Below are 16,714 nucleotides of genomic sequence, written 5' to 3' on the forward strand. Positions count from 1 at the left end.
TTTTTTAGTCTTCTTCCATAAGTAGCCATAGAATTAAGTAAATGGGAACTCCGGCAAATACTGATGTTGGTGTCAAAATTATATAAATTAATCTAAGTAAGTTAGCATTCCAACCGAAATGTTCGGCAATACCGCCAAGTACACCAGCAATAACCTTATTATTACTTGAACGCTTAATAGGTAAATGCATAATGATTACCTCCAATCTTTTATTATAATTTTTATTATAGCAGTTATAAGATTGAATTTTAAATGATTGAATTGACAAATAAGAACATATGTTCGTATAATTTATTATGAACTTTTGTGAAGGAGTCTGTTATGTATGATTATCAGCATGAGCCCAGAAGAGTAATTTTTATGATAGATAGTAAGAGTTTTTATGCGTCAGTAGAATGTGCAATAAGAGGATTAAACCCTTTAAAAGCAATCTTAGTGGTGATGTCCACTGAAAATAATACTGGAGATGGTTTAGTTTTAGCATCAAGTCCTATGGCAAAAAAAATATATGGAATTACTAATGTAACTAGAGGTAGTGAATTGCCCCAAGACGATGAGAGATTATTAAAAGTATCTCCTCATATGAATTTATATATTAAAAAAAACCTTGAAATTAATGAAATTTTTGAAAGATATACTGCACCTATAGATATACATCCTTATTCAATTGATGAATCTTTCTTAGATATGACAGAAAGTTGGAGATTATTTGGCGATACTCCTAGTGAGGTTGCTAGAAAAATTCAATTGGAAGTAAGAAAAAAAGTGGGAGTTTATTTAACAGTAGGCATTGGTGATAATCCATTACTTGCAAAATTGGCTTTAGATATTGAGGCTAAACATAACCATTCATTAATTGCAGAGTGGCACTATGAGGATATACCGGATAAATTATGGACGGTGAAAGAATTGTCATCTGTATGGTCTATTGGAAAAAGAACAAGTGAAAAATTAAGCGCACTTGGAATCGATACTATTTATGACTTGGCACATTTTAATCCATATTTACTAAAAGAAAAATTTGGGAAGATGGGTTCTCAGTTATTTGCAATTTCTTGGGGAATAGATAGATCAATTATAAAAAATAGATATCACTCTAAGGAAAAGTCTTATGGAAATAGTCAAGTATTACCTAAAACATATAGAAATAAAGAAGAGATAGAGGCTGTTTTAAAAGAACTTTCAGAACAAGTTGCAGCTCGACTCAGATCACATAAAGTGGCAACAAGAACTATTAGTTTGGGTGTAAGAAATTCGCAAGGATATGGGTCAAAAAAATCCAAAGGATTTAGACATTCATTAACGATTGATGCAACTAATAGGAATACAGATATTAAAAAATATGTAATAGAAATTTTTGAAAAAAATTGGAAAAAAGAGCCTGTTAGGTATTTAGAATTATCATGTAGTAACTTGGTCGATGATAAATATGAACAATTGGATTTATTTGATATAGATGATCATAAAAAGAAATTAAAAATACTTGATACCACGGTTGATATAATTAGAAAAAAATATGGTTTTACTTCTTTAGTGAAACTTTCTAGTAAAACTAAAGGAGCGACGGCAATTAGTCGTGCGGGTCTTGTAGGAGGACATGCTGGAGGTAATACGTATGAATAATAATTATGATCCTAATTTAGTAAATGCTTTTTTAAAAGAATATCAAGATCGTGGAATGATGAAATGGCAAGGATTTTATTTATCAGATCATACGGTTGCCAGTTATAAAAGAAATAAAGAAAAAGAAATCAAATCAAATAGGAAGCATTTACAAGAAATGAGTGTTCCCGAAATATTTAAAGAATTGAGTGACGCTCAAAAAAATAATTCAAAGGTAAGTGTTGATTTAAGACAAGTTAATAAAAATAATATCTTATTAGAACCGGTTACTGGATATATTAAGGGAAAAGATACTCGAGGAGTATACATTGAAGAAAAATATGTAAAGTTTGAAGATATATATTCTGTATTCTGTGAATGGCACAATGTAATAAATGTTTAAGGAAATATTATGAAGCTATAAACCTTAAGTAAATCTTGGTATAATATCCTTATTAGTATCAAAAATATAAAGTTGAGGTTTTTAAAGATTAATGTTAGTAGACTTTTTAAAAAATCATAAATCCACAATTTTAAAATTTATTTTACAAACGGTATTTTATACTGTGATTTTAATGATTCTATTTTATTTATATGGATATTCTGGAGTAGGACAGGGTCATTTTATATATAATGAATTTTAATAAATGAAAATTGGAGAAATCATGAAAATTACAAATATGATTAGTACAATTGATGACTATGCAAAAAAACAACCCGAGTCATCAGTATATAATTTTTTGGGTAATGTACATACGTATAAAGACTTAAAAGAAGATTCTGATAGTTTAGCTGCTTACATTGATGAATTAGATATACCAGAAAAATCATTAGTAATGGTATTCGGTGGACAGCAGTATGAGATGATTGCTACATTTTTAGGATTAAGCAAATCAGGACATGCTTATGCACCAGTAGATGTTAATTCATCTATAGAAAGAATTACAAATATTATGGAAATTGGTAATCCGAGTCTAATTATTGCAATTGACGAATTACCTGTTGAAATTACTGAAATTCCAGTTATAAAAATTTCAAAATTAAAAGAAATAATGAGACTAAAAAGAAAATATGAGTTAAGCCATCCGGTTTTAAATGATGATAACTACTATGTAATATTTACTTCTGGTACAACAGGACTTCCAAAAGGAGTTCAAATTTCACATGATAATTTATTATCTTTTACAAATTGGATGATTGATTCTAATACATTCTCAGTACCACAAAATCCGCAAATGCTTGCACAGCCTCCATATTCATTTGACTTATCAGTAATGTATTGGGCACCAACACTTGCAATGGGTGGAACGTTATATGCCTTGCCGCATGATGTGACCTCTAATTTTAAAAGCTTATTTTCAATACTACCGGATTTACCAATTCAAGTTTGGACTTCTACTCCTTCATTTGCGGATATGGCATTATTATCCGAAGACTTTAATTCTCAAAAAATTCCGACAATAGAATATTTTTATTTTGATGGAGAAGAACTGACCTTAAGCACAGTGAAAAAATTAAAAGAACGTTTTCCAAATGCTAGAATTGTCAATGCTTATGGACCTACTGAAGCAACTGTAGCTTTGTCTGCAATTGAAATAACTGATGAAATAATTGATAAGGATGAAAGACTGCCTATTGGGTATCCTAAACCTGATTCACCAACTTTTATAATAGATGAAGACCAAAATAAGCTTAACATTGGGGAACAAGGTGAGATTGTTGTATCCGGTCCAGCTGTTTCTAAAGGATATTTAAATAATCCGAAGAAAACTAAGGCTGCATTCTTTAAGCTAGATGAAAAAAATGCTTATCACACCGGTGACTTAGGTTATTTTGATGATGAAGGAATATTGCACTATAATGGTAGACTTGACTTTCAAATTAAATTTAATGGATATCGTATTGAATTAGAAGAAGTTTCTCATGTGCTTAAAATGTCTAAATTTGTAGAAATGGCTGTAGCAGTTCCACGATATAATGATCAACATAAAGTAAAACAATTATTAGCGTATGTTGTTTTAAAAGAAGGCGTGAAAGAAAAATTTGATGGAGATTTATTATTAACTAAAGCAATTAAAGAAGAATTAAAAGATGTTATGATGCCTTATATGATGCCATCTCGTTTTATGTATAAAGATGAATTGCCTATTACTTCTAATGGTAAAGTTAACATCAAAGCACTTATAGCAGAGGTTAATAAGAAATGATAAATTTTATTGAATGGCTTCCTAATTTACAACCATACGGCGATCCTCAATATTTTATCTATTTATTGGCTGCATTACTTCCAATAGTCATTTCTATGTTATTTGGTAAAAGACTCAAAATATATGAAATGGTTGTTTCTTTGGTTTTTATAATATTGATGTTTTCGGGAAATCACTGGAAACAATTAATAGCTCTTTTAGCTTATATTTTATGGCAAATTGTAACAGTGTTTGGGTATGCAGCATATCGAAAACACTTAGATAGTAAATGGATATTTTTTATAGCAGTATTTATAGATATATTGCCTCTTGCAATTGTAAAATTAACACCTGCAATTGATCCTGGGCGAAATTCTTTACTTGGATTTCTTGGCATATCGTATATGATGTTTAAATCTGTAGGAATGATTATTGAACTTAGAGATGGAGTAATAAAAGAATTTACATTAATGGAATTTCTTAGATTCATGTTGTTTATGCCAACTTTATCTTCTGGTCCAATAGACCGTTTTCAGAGATTTAATAAAGATTTTGAAAGTGTATCAGATCGAAATGATTATCTTATAATGCTTGAAAAAGCTACTAAGAATCTATTTGTAGGATTTTTATATAAATTTATATTGGCCTATGTTTTAGGTACATTATTACTTCCAAATTTAGAACATCAGGCACTTGCAATTGGTGGTATCTTTAATTTGCCAACCTTAGGCGTAATGTATGTTTATGGTTTTTACTTATTTTTTGATTTTGCAGGATATTCATTATTTGCAGTGGCAATTTCTAATATAATGGGTATAGATACTCCAATCAATTTCAATAAGCCATTTCTTGCTAAAAATTTGAAGGATTTTTGGAATAGATGGCATATGACTTTGAGCTTTTGGTTCCGTGATTATATATTTATGAGATTTGTTATGGTATTAATGCGGCATAAAGTATTCAAGAATCGTAATGTAACGTCATCGGTTGCATATATTGTAAATATGTTAGTTATGGGATTTTGGCATGGAATAACTTGGTATTATATTAGTTATGGTTTATTCCATGGATTAGCACTAGTAATAAACGACTGGTGGTTACGTTATAAGAAGAAACATGGAAAGAATTTACCCAAGAATAAATGGACAGAAGCTTTTGCAATCTTTGTAACTTTTAATGTTATTATGCTTAGTTTCTTATTATTCTCTGGATTTTTAGATCATCTTTGGTTTAATAAAATATAAATAATATGAGGTAAATAAAATGGATGTTAAAAATGAGGTTATTGAAATGATTAAAGATTTATTTATGGAAGATGTCTCTGATATGATGGATCAAGACTTATTTGATGCAGGTGTACTAGATTCAATGGCAACTGTAGAGTTAGTTCTAGAGATCGAATCAAAATTTAATGTTAAGGTTCCTGTTTCTGATATGGGACGTAATGATTGGAATACTGCAAATAAAATTATTGAGGGTATAGAGGAATTACAAAATGCTTAAAAAGCTTGGATTGATTTTTGGTCCGGTTATAGTAGCATTTGGATTAATAATTACTATTATTTTTATTACGCCGGTATCAATTAACAATCATAATTTTAATGATGAGCAAAGATCTGCTAATTCTTTGTCCCCAGAAGTTTTTAAAAATCAAACGTTAAAAGAACGCGCATTAAATGATCCTAAACATAGATTTGTTCCTTTTTTTGGTTCAAGCGAATGGAGCAGAATGGATCCGATGCATCCATCTGTCTTGGCAGAAAAATATAACAGATCTTATAGACCATTTTTATTAGGCCAAAAAGGTGCACAATCACTGCCGCATTTTTTTGGAATGCAGCAAATTACTGATTCTATGTATGGCAAAAAAGCAATTTATGTAATATCACCTCAGTGGTTTACAAAAAAAGGTATTTCGCCAATGGCTATGAATTTTTATTTTAGTAAAGCTCAGGCACTAACGTGGTTAAAATACGCTGGCAATACCAAGTCTGATAAATACGCTGCAAAACGTTTATTACAGATGAATGTATCAAGTGGTTTGACTGAGTATTTAAAAAAGATAGCTAAGGGTGAAAAATTATCACAGTTTGATAGACAAAAAATTAATGCAAACTTATTCTTTATTAACCATGAAGATTCACTATTTGCCGATATAAATTTCAGATCTAAATTAAATTATGATTCTAAAATTGTTCCAAATACAAAACAATTACCTGATAAATATAATCGACAGGAATTAGATAATTTAGCAGAAAAAATTGCCAAAAAAAATACTAATAATAATAAATTTAATATTGATAATAAGTTTTATAAACAAAGAATTTCTAAAGATGTTAAACATCTTAGAAATTCACAAAGAAACTTTAATTATATAAAATCGCCGGAATATGGAGATTTAGAATTGGTTTTACAACAATTTGCCGACACTAAATCAGATGTATTGTTCATAATTCCTCCAGTTAATAAAAAATGGTCAGATTTTACTGGCTTAAATATGGATATGTATCAAAAAACAGTTGATAAAATTCATTACCAATTAAACTCACAGGGATTTACAAACATTGCTGATTTTTCTAAAGATGGATCAAAGCCATATTTCATGGAAGATACAATTCATGTTGGATGGAAAGGATGGTTAGCGGTTGATGATAAGGTTAGTAAGTTCTTATCTTCGCCAAATAAAAAAGTTAATTATGACCTTGATGACTACTTCTTTAGTAAATCATGGACTGATATAGATGTGGCACCAAATCCACAGTTACCAATACAACAACCTCCAATAAATCAATAAAAGCCTAGTTTATAGGCTTTTTTATTTTAGTTTATCGAGACGTTTTTGTACCATAAATTTATTATAGTGTTGTATAATATTGAAAAATATAAATGTAATTTTATTTACATGGGTATTTTATAGAAAAAAGGGGAACTAGATATGACTAATAGTGATGAAATATTAGTAAGTGTTATTATTCCAGCTTATAATGTAAATAATTTTATTGATAAAACAATTAGAACCGTTTTGGCACAAGACTATAAAAATTTTGAACTTTTAGTAGTTGACGATAAATCTACTGATGGAACGGGAAATTTAATTGATAATATTGCTAAAGAGGATAACAGAGTTAAAATTTTCCATTTAGAAAAACATTCAGGAGTATCTGCTGCTAGAAACTATAGGATTGATCAAGCAAAGGGAAAATATATTTTCTTTGTTGATGGTGATGATGCAATTGAACATGACTTTCTTTCGAGAATGGTAGAGCCCATGGAAAATGAAAATGTAGATATGACTATTGCCAGCTATAGTTGGGGTGCTATTATGAGCCACGTATTTACATACGGAAAAGGTGAATATACTGAACTTTCAAAGAAAAAAGTTTATGACTCAATAAATACTTGGGGAAATAAGATAGGTGGATATGTCTGAAATAAAGGATTTAGAGCAAGTATTATTAAAGATAATAATATTAGATTCTATGAAGCTTTGGACTTAGCTGAGGATTTATCATTTACTGCTGAATATGTATTAAAAGCAAATAGTTTTATGTATTATTCAAGCACTTTATATTTCAAGATTCCTCGCTCAGACAGTATTATACATAGTGCAGGATTTACAATGAGATCTAAGGAACAAGAAGTTAGAGATAGAATTGATGAAATGGGAAAAGTTATAAAATAAAGCACTTCACATTTGTGAAGTGCTTTTTAATTTTGTTTAACTATTCTTTGGACTTCTTTAAATAGTTGTTGTATTAAAACAGGAGCATTATTTTTAAATTTTTGAATTAAAGTGTCTTTTTTCATAGAAATATTTTCAATGAAATTTTGAGAAATATCTGGAATTTCTAGATCGTCATTTACCCACTTAACGGTCCAGTAAGGACCTTCAAGAACATCATTGACCATTGATTGGACGTTCTCCTTTAACGCATCAATTATAATTTGCTCTTCATTGGTTTTGATATTATTGGATAAAGACCATTCAAGTTTTTGCTTCACTTCAAGCATATTTACTGGAACTAAATTAAACATATAAAATCCCCCTAATATATTACAGTAATAATAATACTTTTTTTGAAATAATCAATTATCTTGTCAATATAGTACACCTAGTGTACTATATTATTAATTATAATAAAAAAAGGATTGTATTGTTATGGATGAATTGATGGATTCAGCAGGAGAAATTTCTTTATTTTGTAGAACATATATTAATTTAAATAAAACATTGACTATTCGCTCAAGCGAGATGGGGTTATTAATTTTTTTGGTAAAAGCTGAAGGAGAAAAAACTCCTATAGAGATTGCTAATTTTTTTCATTTTTCTAAGTCTATGTCAACAAATATGGTAACTGTGTTAACAAAAAAAGGATACATAGAAAAAAAACGATCTAAGTTTGATAAGAGAAACATAATCCTTATACCAACTGAAAAAGCAATTAAATTAGTAGACGAAACATATAATGAATATTTTAAAGTTATTTCAGTTCTTAAATACGGAATGGGCGAAAATTTTGATGAACTTATAAAGTTATTAAAACAAGCAAATAAAATTTTAATAGAAAATAGAGGAATTTAAATTGGGAAGAATTTTGGTAACAGGTGCTTCAGGAAATGTTGGGAAATATGTAGTTAAATATGCTTTGAAAAATTATCAAGAAGTGACTGTTGCAGGAACAAATATCGATAAATTAAATAATATGTTTGGTGATAATGTAGGAGAAGTTAAATTTGATTTTATGGACCACACAACATTTTCTGATGCATTAAAAGATGTTGATAGGGTATTTATAATGAGGCCTCCACATTTAGGTAATCCTAATGATTTAAGGCCATTTATTGAAGAAATGAAAAGTAAAAATAGTATTAAATTAATTGGTTTTTATCGTTAATTGGAATTGAAAAAAATCCAGTACCTCCACATCATAAGATAGAAAAATATATTGAAGAAACTGGTATTTCGTATTGTCACATACGACCAAGTTTCTTTATGCAAAATATAAGTGGCATTCATGCTTTTGAAATAAAATATTTTAATAAAATTGTTGTTCCTGTGGTAAAAGCATTGACAAGTTTTATAGATGCTGAAGATATAGGAGAAATTACAGCAGAAATTCTATGCAATCCCGATAAACATAAAAATAAGGCATATTCAATTACTGGTCCAGAAGCAATAGATTATTGGAAAGTTGCAAAAATTTTAACAAATGAGTTAGGTAGAAAAATAGAATATTCTAATCTCAAACCACTGTTTGCCAAAAAATATTGGATATCTGTACGCGGATTGGACAAGGGTTATATTACTGTTATGAGCTTATTATATATGATGACAAGACTTGGAACAGCAAAGCAAGTAACCTCAACTTTTGAAGAAATTATGGAAAAAATCGCAGTCTTTTGCTGATTTTGCAAAGAAAAATAAAAAAAGTTGGATATAAAAATATAACTACGATTGACGATTAATATATTTAGTCGTCAATTTTTTATTAGTCAATACATATTAAAGGCTTAATTTTATTAAATTCCATATATTTTCAAAACGTTGTTGAAAATCATTCTTGAACCAACTTCTTTTAAATATTGGTTGAATAAAAATTGTGAAACAAGAAAGAATTGCTTCCGCTTGTTCAAAATTTTTGTCTTGATAATTTAACAATGAATTAATGTATTTATAGCATGGTAAAAGGACTTTTTTTAGTTCTTCTGGGTGATTATCTAAATAGATCATATGTAATTCAAACATATCTTTTTGATTAATTGCAGATTCTTTTTTGGCATTTACAAATTGCCATAACCAATCGTGAAGCTCATCTATGGAAGAATCATATTTAGAATTTAGTTCGATGGAATCGAGTATATTGTTATGAAACCATCTAGTTGAAACTGAAATCCATAAGTCATTACGATTTTTAAAGTATTTGTATATTGCGGCGTGTGTGACTGATAACTCTGAAGCTATTTTTTCTAGTCTAATGTTAGTGGAATGATTTTGAATAACTAATTTTTCAGCAGTATCCATTATTAATTCTTTTGATAGATTGGACATAATATTCTCCTTTGGGATTCTTTATAAAGAATAACACATTTTTAGTTACAGTTGTTGAAATTTGTAACTCGCAATGTTATGTTTACGTGGTTACAAAAATTAAAAAAAGTTACTTAGGAGAAATATTATGAAAGCTGCACAATTATTAAGATATGAAAAAGGTTTTGAATTACAAATTAACGAAGTACAAATTCCTGATGTGAAAGATGATGAAGTGTTAATAAAGATTAAGTATGCCGCAGTAAATCCATTAGATAGTTTAATAGGGACAGGAAGCATAAAACTAATTCAAAATTATAAATTACCACAAACTATGGGTAATGAAATAACTGGAATTATAAAAAAAGTTGGTAAGAAAGTTAGCGAGCTTAAAATAGAAGATAGTGTATATGCAAGACTACCTTTAAATAATATTGGCGGTTTTTCTGAATATATTGCTGTGAAAGAAAATGAGATTGCTTTACTACCTAAAACTTTAGATTTGAAGTCTGCAGTTGCTGCTCCTTTAACAGGATTAACTTCAATTCAAGGAATGACTGAAATTTTAAAAGTTGAATCTGGTAAGAAAATATTAATACCAGGAGGATCTGGTTCATTTGGTCAAATGGCAATTCCTCTAGCAAAAAGTCTAGGTCTTGAAGTTATTGTTACAGGCAATGCAGAAGCAAAAAATCGTACTTTGAATGCTGGAGCAGATCAATATTTGGATTATAAAACTGAAAATTATTGGAAGTTGGTATCAGATGTTGATTATGTAATAGATACAAGAGGAAAAAGTGAATTTAAACATGAGATATCAGTTATGAAACCAGGGGGGAAAATTACTATCACTTATAGCGGGTCCAAATAAAAAATTTGCGGTAGATAATAAGATACCTTTTTGGAAGAAAACTTTATTTTCAATGGCAGGTAGAAAATATGATAAATGTGTTAAAAAGAAAAATATTGAGTATAATTTCATTTTTGTCAAAAGTAATGGTCAACAACTAAGAGAACGTTCTAAAATTATTGACAAGAATCATATAGTTCCAGCAATAGATTCAACAATTTTTACATTAGATCAAATAAATGAAGCGATTGAGTTTAGTAAATCAGGTAAAACTAAGGACAAAGTGATAGTAAAGTAAGTTGATTTTGAGATATAATAAGTACGAAAAACATGAAATTTAAGATATCGTGTTCTAAAATATAGACAAAATCAAAAACGCTTTAAATTAAGATTAGTCATTACAAGATAATCTTAAGACGAAGTGTTTTTTTATTTAGCTAAAAAGAGTTCTATAAGCAGAAAAAGAATGATATTAAAAGTGCACCATTCTTAATCATCATAAATTAGATATAAATTAAGGTATAATACTTATAGAATAATTGTAGGGAGAAAATTATGAAGTTTATACATGCTGCCGATATACATTTGGGACATTTGTTCCAAGGAGTAAAAAAAATATCTGAAAATTTACAAGAACAATTTAGATATGCGACCTTTGACGCCTTTAAAAAAATCACTAATACTGCAATTGAAGAGAAAGTAGACTTTATAATATTTGCTGGTGACGAATATGATCGTCATAAAAGAAGTTTAAAAGAGCAGAGATTTTTATATGAGCAATTTAGCAAACTAAAAAACTATGATATTAAAGTTTTTTTGATTTATGGAAATCATGACTATTTATTTAATGAAGCAACGTTTATTAAGTTTCCTGACAATGTTTATTCATTTGGTGAGAATGTTGAAACGGTAAATATATTAACTAAAGATAAGGAACAAGTCGCTATTTCTGGTTTTAGCTATAATCAACAACATGTTTCTAAAAACTATATAGATGAATTTCCTGAAAAGGATAGTAAAAGTGACTATCAAATTGGAATTGTTCATGGAATGCTTGAATCTCAGAGTACAGACTATGCCCCTTTCAACATTAATGAAATGATTTCTAAGGGATATGACTATTGGGCCTTGGGTCATATTCATAAACGTGAAATTCTGAATCAGGATCCACCAATAGTTTATTCTGGAGATATTCAAGGACTTAATCGCACAGAAACGGATCCTAAAGGATTTTATCTAGTGGGTGGTAATAATGGGAAGTTAAAAATGAATTTCATAGAATCACAAGTTTTTTTGTGGGATTCAATTTCGATAAATGTTCAAAGTAAATATACCGTTGATGATATAAAAAATGAAGTATTAAAAAATACTGCTAAATTTAAAAAAAATACCTTAATTTCAATAAATATAGAAAATGTACAAAGATTAGTAACAGAAGTTCAAAATCAAATTGAAGATGACGATTTTTTAACATATATACAGCAAATTCTACAAGATAGAAGTATTTATGTTTATAAAATTAAAACAATATATAGTAGTGATTCTTTATTTCAAGAAATGGATAAAAAGTATTGGGATGAATCAAAAAAAGATGTATTTACGAAAAAAAATATAAAATCATTAGATAAAAAGACGGGTAAATATAGTTTTATAAAAGAACATATTGAAGATGATAATTTTATAAATGATATTATTCAACGTAGTAATACAGTGTTGAATCGTAATAAGGAAGGTTAAATGAAAATATGTACATAAAAAAAGCTAATATTTATGGATTCGGTAAATTAGTTGATGTTAGTTTTGAATTTCATAAAGATTATCAAGTTATTAGGGGACTAAATGAATCAGGTAAAACGACATTGTTGTCTTTTATAAAATCTGTTTTATTTGGTTTTGCTGATGGAAAGAAAAAATATGAACAATATATTCCAAAGGATTCAAGTAAATACGGTGGTGAGCTTATACTTGATGATGGAATTAATGAATGGACAATTAGAAGAATAAAAGGTAAAAGTGGTGGAGAAGTAACTATTTTTAGAGGGAATGAAGAATTTCCTGAATCAACTTTAAAAGATATAATACATAATATTGACAAAAAAGTTTTTGAAAATTTGTATGTTTTAAATCAAGAAAATATTAAAAATGTAATAAGCCTAAACAGAAAGAATTTAATTACTGAGGTTTTAACAGTAGGTGCAGTAGGCAGTATTCAATGGATTGATTTGATGAATCAAATTGATAAAGGTTCAGAAAATATTTATAAAACAGGGTCAGGAGCAAAAAAGCCTTTAAATATTAAATTAAAAGAATATGATAGTTTAGTTGGTAAGAGAAGTGAATATCAAGATCAGTTAGAATTGTTTACCAATAAGTCAAAAGAAGAACAAGAATCAAAAAATATTTTAAATAAATTAAATGAAAAAAGAGCGGAACTAAGTAATCAAATCATTTCCAATAATCGTATTCTGGAAAAACAGTCTGATTATCAAGAGTATTTAAATTTAAAAAAAATTAAAAGTGAAGAAACAATATCTGATGATGACTGGGACCTGTTTAAGGAAGTAGAACAAAATATTTTATCAATAAAAGATAGTTTAAAAACTCTTCAAAATTCTATACCAAGAATTGAAGAATCATCAGAACTCCTTTTGAATAATTACAAATTACATAAAGATGAAATAAATAATATTAAAGACAATATTGATTTAATAAATAAAAAAGAATTTAGTTTTGAGCAATTGAATGCTGAAATTCTTAAAAATAAAGAAGAGAAAAATAGATTACTTGCAAGTGATGATAAATTAAGTGAAGAATTGCTACCATTACCAGTACAAAATAATGCATATTTAGAATCAAATAATAAAATTAATTTGTATTCTATGACTTTTGGAATCTTAATAACGATATTTGCTATTGCGTTACTACCAACAAATTTGAAGTTTTTATCATTATTTGGATTTCTTGGAAGTGCGTGGTTTGGATATAAGTACAAAAATGAAAAAAATACTGAGTATAATGAATATTTAAATAAATATAATTATTCAATGATGAATATTAATGATGCAATTGCTATTCAGCCTGAAGTTAATCAGTTACATAAATTAACTAACGATATAGATAAATTGACTAAGCAATGTGATCTTGAAAAAAGAAAGATTGAAGAATGGAGAGATAAAGTAAAATCGTTGAATATAGTGTCATCTACAGATATGAAGCATGTTAATTCATATTTTGAAGAATTAAACTATCTATTAAAAAAGCAAAATGATATAAATCAACAGAAAGAAAATTTTATAAAGAAAAGTAATGAACTTAATAAAAAAATATTTTCTTTAACAGAAACTCAAAATGAATTATTAAAGAAATATGACTTACAAAATATTGAGGAATTTTCAAAGAAGAGACAAGTTGATTCGCAACTGCATGAAAAATTAAATAGAAAAAAGATATTAAAAGAAGCATTGGATAGTAAATTTCTAAATGAATTATTAAAAAACTCATCTAATTTTGATTTGCTGGAAAAAGATTTAATTAATCTTAAAGAAGAACTTAGTAAAGTAGATAAGGATATCAAATTAGAAAATAATCGTTACGCTAAACTAAAATTAGAAATTGATAATCTTATAAGCGACGAAGACTATTTGATTTTAGAACAAAAAATTAATGATAAGCAATCAGAAATTATTGAATTATATGATGATTGGATTGCTCAAAAATTAAGTGTACAGTGGATTTATGAAACTTTAAATCTAGCTAGTTCTAATCGATTTCCTAAAATGTTGGAAAGATCTAAGAAATATTTTAAAATATTATCAAATGAAAATTATACTGATATAGAGTTTGGAGAAAAAAAGATTGAAGTTCAAAATAAGAACTTACAAAAGTATGATCTTCAAGAGCTTTCTAAGGGAACGATTGCACAATTATATATTTCTTTAAGGTGTGCATTTGTGATGGAAATTTCGGATATCGTAGAACTTCCTGTTTTAATTGATGATACTTTTAGTGATTTTGATAGAATTCGTTATAAGTCGGCTATTGATTTAATTAAAATAATGGCCGAGGATAGTCAAATTTTTTATGTGACTACAAATAATATTCCTACCGATTATTTTGACGATAAACATGTAATAGATTTAGGAGAATATGATGGTTAAAAAAATATCTGAATTCAATGTAAATGAAATTATTGATTTAAATGTATTGATTAAACAATCAGATTTAAGAATTGCAAAAAATGGAAAAAAATTTCTTTCTTTAATTTTTGAAGATTCTTCTGGAACAATAGGTGGCAAATATTGGGATGCAAAAGATTCTGATGCTGAGGTTTTTGCAACAGGTAAAGTTACTCACTTGATTGGGAAAAAGGAGTTATATCAAAACACTCCTCAAGTAAGAATAACTAGTTTAGATGCAGTTTCGGATTCTTCAATTGATAAATCTCAATTTATTAAAACTGCCCCTATATCAAAAGATGATATGGAAAAAGAATTTAATGAAATTTTTTTTGAAATAACAAACCCCGTCTGGAATAGAGTAGTTAGAAATCTAATTCAAAGACACCAAGATAAGTTTTTTACACATCCAGCAGCAAAAAGTAACCATCATGATTTTGAAGGTGGTCTTGCTTATCATACATTGAGTATGGTAAAACTTGCAAAATCAGTATCAAAATTATATCCACAGGTCAATAAGGAATTACTACTTGCAGGAACTATTATTCATGATTTTGGAAAGACAGTAGAACTTTCTGGTTCAATTGGAACGGAATATACAATAGAAGGAAATTTATTGGGACATATTGTATTAATAGATGGGGAAATTGTTTTAATTGCTAAGGAATTGGGTATAGACGAAAATGATGAAAGTCTCGTATTACTAAGACATATGGTTTTATCCCACCATGGATTATTAGAATATGGTTCACCTGAACGACCTAAGATATTAGAAGCAGAATTATTGCACTATATTGATGAAATGGATGCTTCTATCAATATGATTTCTAAAGCGTTAGAAAATACGCAAATAGGAAGTTTTTCAGAAAGAATATTTGGCTTAGATAATAGGGCTTTTTATAGATATAAATAGGATTTATTAAATTGCTACAATAAAGAAAAGACTTCGTTAGAAGTCTTTTCTTTATTTATTTGATATATAGTTTGAAAGGACGTCTTTTAAATCTTTATCTTTAATTGAGACGTTAGCCTTTTTAAGAACTTTGGAGATAACTTTTTGCATTGTACTTGAGTCTGATGACCAGCTTGCATAAATTTCTTTTTTTAGTTCATCTTTATGATCACTCATTTTACCTTTAGCAGGTCTTTTAACTAATTTAATTACATGATATCCGTAAGCAGACTTAACAGGTGTCTTTGTGTAGTCTCCAACTTTTTCAAGTTTGAATGCTCCATCTCTAAAGCCACTATCTATACTTGAATCACTCTTGTTAAAGGCGGGCATTTTTCCACCTTTATCTTTTGTACCAGGATCTGTTGATTCTTTTTTAGCTAAATCTTCAAATTTTGCACCATCATCTAATTGTTTGATGATGTCTTTAGCTTTGTCCTCTTTGTCAACTAAGATATGTTCTACAGTGATTTTTGGAGTGTATTTCTTCCATTGTTTTTCCATATCTTTATTAGTGATCTTTTTGATATCTTTAAGAGCTACTTGAGATAACATATTAGTTTTGATACTTCTCTTAAATGAATCAGTTGTCATACCGTTTTGTGCTATAATTTGATTAAACTGTGAACCATATTGTTTCTTATAAGCGTTATATTGCTTATTAACTTTGCTATCAGAAACTTTATCTCCGTACTCACTTTCAAGTGCCTTAGAAATAATCAATGATTGTAATGTTGATTTTCCTGTTTGTGATGATTTCATTTCATCGTAATATTCTTGTTGGGTAACTTTGCCACCTTTAAGAGTTGCTACAGTTTGGTTTCCACAACCTGCTACTAGTGCAACCATTAAAAGGCCAGCAATTCCAAGAACCCATTTGTTGAACTTTTTGCTCATATCGAACACATCCTATTCTTTTTT

At 28.3% G+C, this 16,714-nt stretch carries 21 protein-coding genes; 17 read left to right on the forward strand and 4 right to left on the reverse strand.

The features are described from left to right. Nucleotides 1-4: 4 nt before the first annotated feature. The gene (locus ACUV9F_RS02370; RefSeq protein ID WP_446184088.1) at nt 5-190 is read right to left on the reverse strand and encodes a PspC domain-containing protein; all 186 of its coding nucleotides are present in this window, start codon (nt 188-190) and stop codon (nt 5-7) included. Nucleotides 191-360: 170 nt separating this feature from the next. On the opposite strand from ACUV9F_RS02370, the gene ACUV9F_RS02375 reads away from it, so the two are divergent. From ACUV9F_RS02375 to ACUV9F_RS02415, 9 genes are all read left to right on the forward strand, one after another. Then, the gene (locus ACUV9F_RS02375; protein WP_446184089.1) at nt 361-1,623 is read left to right on the forward strand and encodes a Y-family DNA polymerase; all 1,263 of its coding nucleotides are present in this window, start codon (nt 361-363) and stop codon (nt 1,621-1,623) included. Next, complete coding sequence (locus ACUV9F_RS02380; protein ID WP_446184090.1) at nt 1,616-2,005, forward strand: hypothetical protein; 390 nt, start codon at nt 1,616-1,618, stop codon at nt 2,003-2,005. The genes ACUV9F_RS02375 and ACUV9F_RS02380 overlap by 8 nt, the downstream gene beginning before the upstream one ends. Before the next feature lie 91 nt (nt 2,006-2,096). Next, entirely contained in the window at nt 2,097-2,246 is a 150-nt protein-coding gene (locus ACUV9F_RS02385) for a teichoic acid D-Ala incorporation-associated protein DltX (RefSeq protein WP_446184091.1), read from the forward strand. Between the two features lie 21 nt (nt 2,247-2,267). Further along, a complete protein-coding gene (gene dltA, locus ACUV9F_RS02390; protein ID WP_446184092.1) occupies nt 2,268-3,809 on the forward strand; it encodes a D-alanine--poly(phosphoribitol) ligase subunit DltA in 1,542 nt (513 codons plus the stop codon). Next, nucleotides 3,806-5,032, forward strand: coding sequence for a D-alanyl-lipoteichoic acid biosynthesis protein DltB (gene dltB / locus ACUV9F_RS02395; protein WP_446184093.1), 1,227 nt, complete (start codon nt 3,806-3,808; stop codon nt 5,030-5,032). Before dltA ends, dltB begins: the two co-directional genes overlap by 4 nt. Nucleotides 5,033-5,051: 19 nt before the next feature. Beyond that, nucleotides 5,052-5,291, forward strand: a complete 240-nt coding sequence (gene dltC, locus ACUV9F_RS02400) for a D-alanine--poly(phosphoribitol) ligase subunit DltC (protein WP_446184094.1) — start codon at nt 5,052-5,054, stop codon at nt 5,289-5,291. Then, a complete protein-coding gene (gene dltD / locus ACUV9F_RS02405; protein WP_446184095.1) occupies nt 5,284-6,582 on the forward strand; it encodes a D-alanyl-lipoteichoic acid biosynthesis protein DltD in 1,299 nt (432 codons plus the stop codon). Before dltC ends, dltD begins: the two co-directional genes overlap by 8 nt. A gap of 141 nt (nt 6,583-6,723) precedes the next feature. Continuing rightward, on the forward strand, nt 6,724-7,218 hold the full coding sequence (locus ACUV9F_RS02410) for a glycosyltransferase family 2 protein (RefSeq protein ID WP_446184096.1): 495 nt from the start codon (nt 6,724-6,726) through the stop codon (nt 7,216-7,218). 57 nt (nt 7,219-7,275) lie between these two features. Next, nucleotides 7,276-7,470 (forward strand): hypothetical protein, encoded by a 195-nt coding sequence (locus tag ACUV9F_RS02415; protein ID WP_446184097.1) that lies wholly within the window; start codon nt 7,276-7,278, stop codon nt 7,468-7,470. Between the two features lie 26 nt (nt 7,471-7,496). Here the strand turns inward: ACUV9F_RS02415 and ACUV9F_RS02420 are convergent, their stop codons facing one another. After that, on the reverse strand, nt 7,497-7,823 hold the full coding sequence (locus ACUV9F_RS02420) for a hypothetical protein (RefSeq protein WP_446184098.1): 327 nt from the start codon (nt 7,821-7,823) through the stop codon (nt 7,497-7,499). Between the two features lie 124 nt (nt 7,824-7,947). On the opposite strand from ACUV9F_RS02420, the gene ACUV9F_RS02425 reads away from it, so the two are divergent. The 3 genes from ACUV9F_RS02425 to ACUV9F_RS02435 are packed head-to-tail and all read left to right on the forward strand — an operon-like array spanning nt 7,948 to nt 9,195. After that, nucleotides 7,948-8,370, forward strand: a complete 423-nt coding sequence (locus ACUV9F_RS02425; RefSeq protein WP_446184099.1) for a MarR family winged helix-turn-helix transcriptional regulator — start codon at nt 7,948-7,950, stop codon at nt 8,368-8,370. A 1-nt stretch (nt 8,371) separates the two neighbouring features. Next, nucleotides 8,372-8,683: an NAD(P)H-binding protein gene (locus tag ACUV9F_RS02430; protein ID WP_446184100.1), complete on the forward strand. Its 312-nt coding sequence runs from the start codon at nt 8,372-8,374 to the stop codon at nt 8,681-8,683. 38 nt (nt 8,684-8,721) lie between these two features. Further along, nucleotides 8,722-9,195, forward strand: a complete 474-nt coding sequence (locus ACUV9F_RS02435; protein ID WP_446184341.1) for an NmrA family NAD(P)-binding protein — start codon at nt 8,722-8,724, stop codon at nt 9,193-9,195. Nucleotides 9,196-9,291: 96 nt separating this feature from the next. Here ACUV9F_RS02435 and ACUV9F_RS02440 read toward each other — a convergent pair whose 3' ends face one another. After that, nucleotides 9,292-9,837 (reverse strand): TetR/AcrR family transcriptional regulator, encoded by a 546-nt coding sequence (locus ACUV9F_RS02440; RefSeq protein ID WP_446184101.1) that lies wholly within the window; start codon nt 9,835-9,837, stop codon nt 9,292-9,294. 127 nt (nt 9,838-9,964) lie between these two features. On the opposite strand from ACUV9F_RS02440, the gene ACUV9F_RS02445 reads away from it, so the two are divergent. The 5 genes from ACUV9F_RS02445 to ACUV9F_RS02465 all read left to right on the forward strand — a co-directional run bounded on the left by ACUV9F_RS02445 (nt 9,965) and on the right by ACUV9F_RS02465 (nt 15,754). Beyond that, nucleotides 9,965-10,687 (forward strand): NADP-dependent oxidoreductase, encoded by a 723-nt coding sequence (locus ACUV9F_RS02445; protein WP_446184102.1) that lies wholly within the window; start codon nt 9,965-9,967, stop codon nt 10,685-10,687. A gap of 52 nt (nt 10,688-10,739) precedes the next feature. Next, nucleotides 10,740-10,964 (forward strand): zinc-binding dehydrogenase, encoded by a 225-nt coding sequence (locus tag ACUV9F_RS02450; protein WP_446184103.1) that lies wholly within the window; start codon nt 10,740-10,742, stop codon nt 10,962-10,964. Between the two features lie 257 nt (nt 10,965-11,221). Next, a complete protein-coding gene (locus tag ACUV9F_RS02455) occupies nt 11,222-12,403 on the forward strand; it encodes a metallophosphoesterase family protein (protein ID WP_446184104.1) in 1,182 nt (393 codons plus the stop codon). 8 nt (nt 12,404-12,411) lie between these two features. Beyond that, a complete protein-coding gene (locus ACUV9F_RS02460) occupies nt 12,412-14,823 on the forward strand; it encodes an ATP-binding protein (protein ID WP_446184105.1) in 2,412 nt (803 codons plus the stop codon). Further along, entirely contained in the window at nt 14,816-15,754 is a 939-nt protein-coding gene (locus tag ACUV9F_RS02465) for a 3'-5' exoribonuclease YhaM family protein (RefSeq protein ID WP_446184106.1), read from the forward strand. Before ACUV9F_RS02460 ends, ACUV9F_RS02465 begins: the two co-directional genes overlap by 8 nt. A 51-nt stretch (nt 15,755-15,805) precedes the next feature. Here ACUV9F_RS02465 and ACUV9F_RS02470 read toward each other — a convergent pair whose 3' ends face one another. Next, nucleotides 15,806-16,690: a peptidylprolyl isomerase PrsA gene (locus ACUV9F_RS02470; protein WP_446184107.1), complete on the reverse strand. Its 885-nt coding sequence runs from the start codon at nt 16,688-16,690 to the stop codon at nt 15,806-15,808. Between the last annotated feature and the right edge of the window lie 24 nt (nt 16,691-16,714).

It is taken from the genome of Daquilactobacillus linshuiensis (assembly GCF_052828685.1).

Bases quoted from the DNA above. Each gene is read 5' to 3' on its own strand.
- ACUV9F_RS02370 (WP_446184088.1), bottom strand. From the start codon at position 190: ATGCATTTACCTATTAAGCGTTCAAGTAATAATAAGGTTATTGCTGGT.
- ACUV9F_RS02375 (WP_446184089.1), top strand. From the start codon at position 361: ATGATAGATAGTAAGAGTTTTTATGCGTCAGTAGAATGTGCAATAAGA.
- ACUV9F_RS02380 (WP_446184090.1), top strand. From the start codon at position 1,616: ATGAATAATAATTATGATCCTAATTTAGTAAATGCTTTTTTAAAAGAA.
- ACUV9F_RS02385 (WP_446184091.1), top strand. From the start codon at position 2,097: ATGTTAGTAGACTTTTTAAAAAATCATAAATCCACAATTTTAAAATTT.
- dltA (WP_446184092.1), top strand. From the start codon at position 2,268: ATGAAAATTACAAATATGATTAGTACAATTGATGACTATGCAAAAAAA.
- dltB (WP_446184093.1), top strand. From the start codon at position 3,806: ATGATAAATTTTATTGAATGGCTTCCTAATTTACAACCATACGGCGAT.
- dltC (WP_446184094.1), top strand. From the start codon at position 5,052: ATGGATGTTAAAAATGAGGTTATTGAAATGATTAAAGATTTATTTATG.
- dltD (WP_446184095.1), top strand. From the start codon at position 5,284: ATGCTTAAAAAGCTTGGATTGATTTTTGGTCCGGTTATAGTAGCATTT.
- ACUV9F_RS02410 (WP_446184096.1), top strand. From the start codon at position 6,724: ATGACTAATAGTGATGAAATATTAGTAAGTGTTATTATTCCAGCTTAT.
- ACUV9F_RS02420 (WP_446184098.1), bottom strand. From the start codon at position 7,823: ATGTTTAATTTAGTTCCAGTAAATATGCTTGAAGTGAAGCAAAAACTT.
- ACUV9F_RS02425 (WP_446184099.1), top strand. From the start codon at position 7,948: ATGGATGAATTGATGGATTCAGCAGGAGAAATTTCTTTATTTTGTAGA.
- ACUV9F_RS02440 (WP_446184101.1), bottom strand. From the start codon at position 9,837: ATGTCCAATCTATCAAAAGAATTAATAATGGATACTGCTGAAAAATTA.
- ACUV9F_RS02445 (WP_446184102.1), top strand. From the start codon at position 9,965: ATGAAAGCTGCACAATTATTAAGATATGAAAAAGGTTTTGAATTACAA.
- ACUV9F_RS02450 (WP_446184103.1), top strand. From the start codon at position 10,740: ATGGCAGGTAGAAAATATGATAAATGTGTTAAAAAGAAAAATATTGAG.
- ACUV9F_RS02455 (WP_446184104.1), top strand. From the start codon at position 11,222: ATGAAGTTTATACATGCTGCCGATATACATTTGGGACATTTGTTCCAA.
- ACUV9F_RS02460 (WP_446184105.1), top strand. From the start codon at position 12,412: ATGTACATAAAAAAAGCTAATATTTATGGATTCGGTAAATTAGTTGAT.
- ACUV9F_RS02465 (WP_446184106.1), top strand. From the start codon at position 14,816: ATGGTTAAAAAAATATCTGAATTCAATGTAAATGAAATTATTGATTTA.
- ACUV9F_RS02470 (WP_446184107.1), bottom strand. From the start codon at position 16,690: ATGAGCAAAAAGTTCAACAAATGGGTTCTTGGAATTGCTGGCCTTTTA.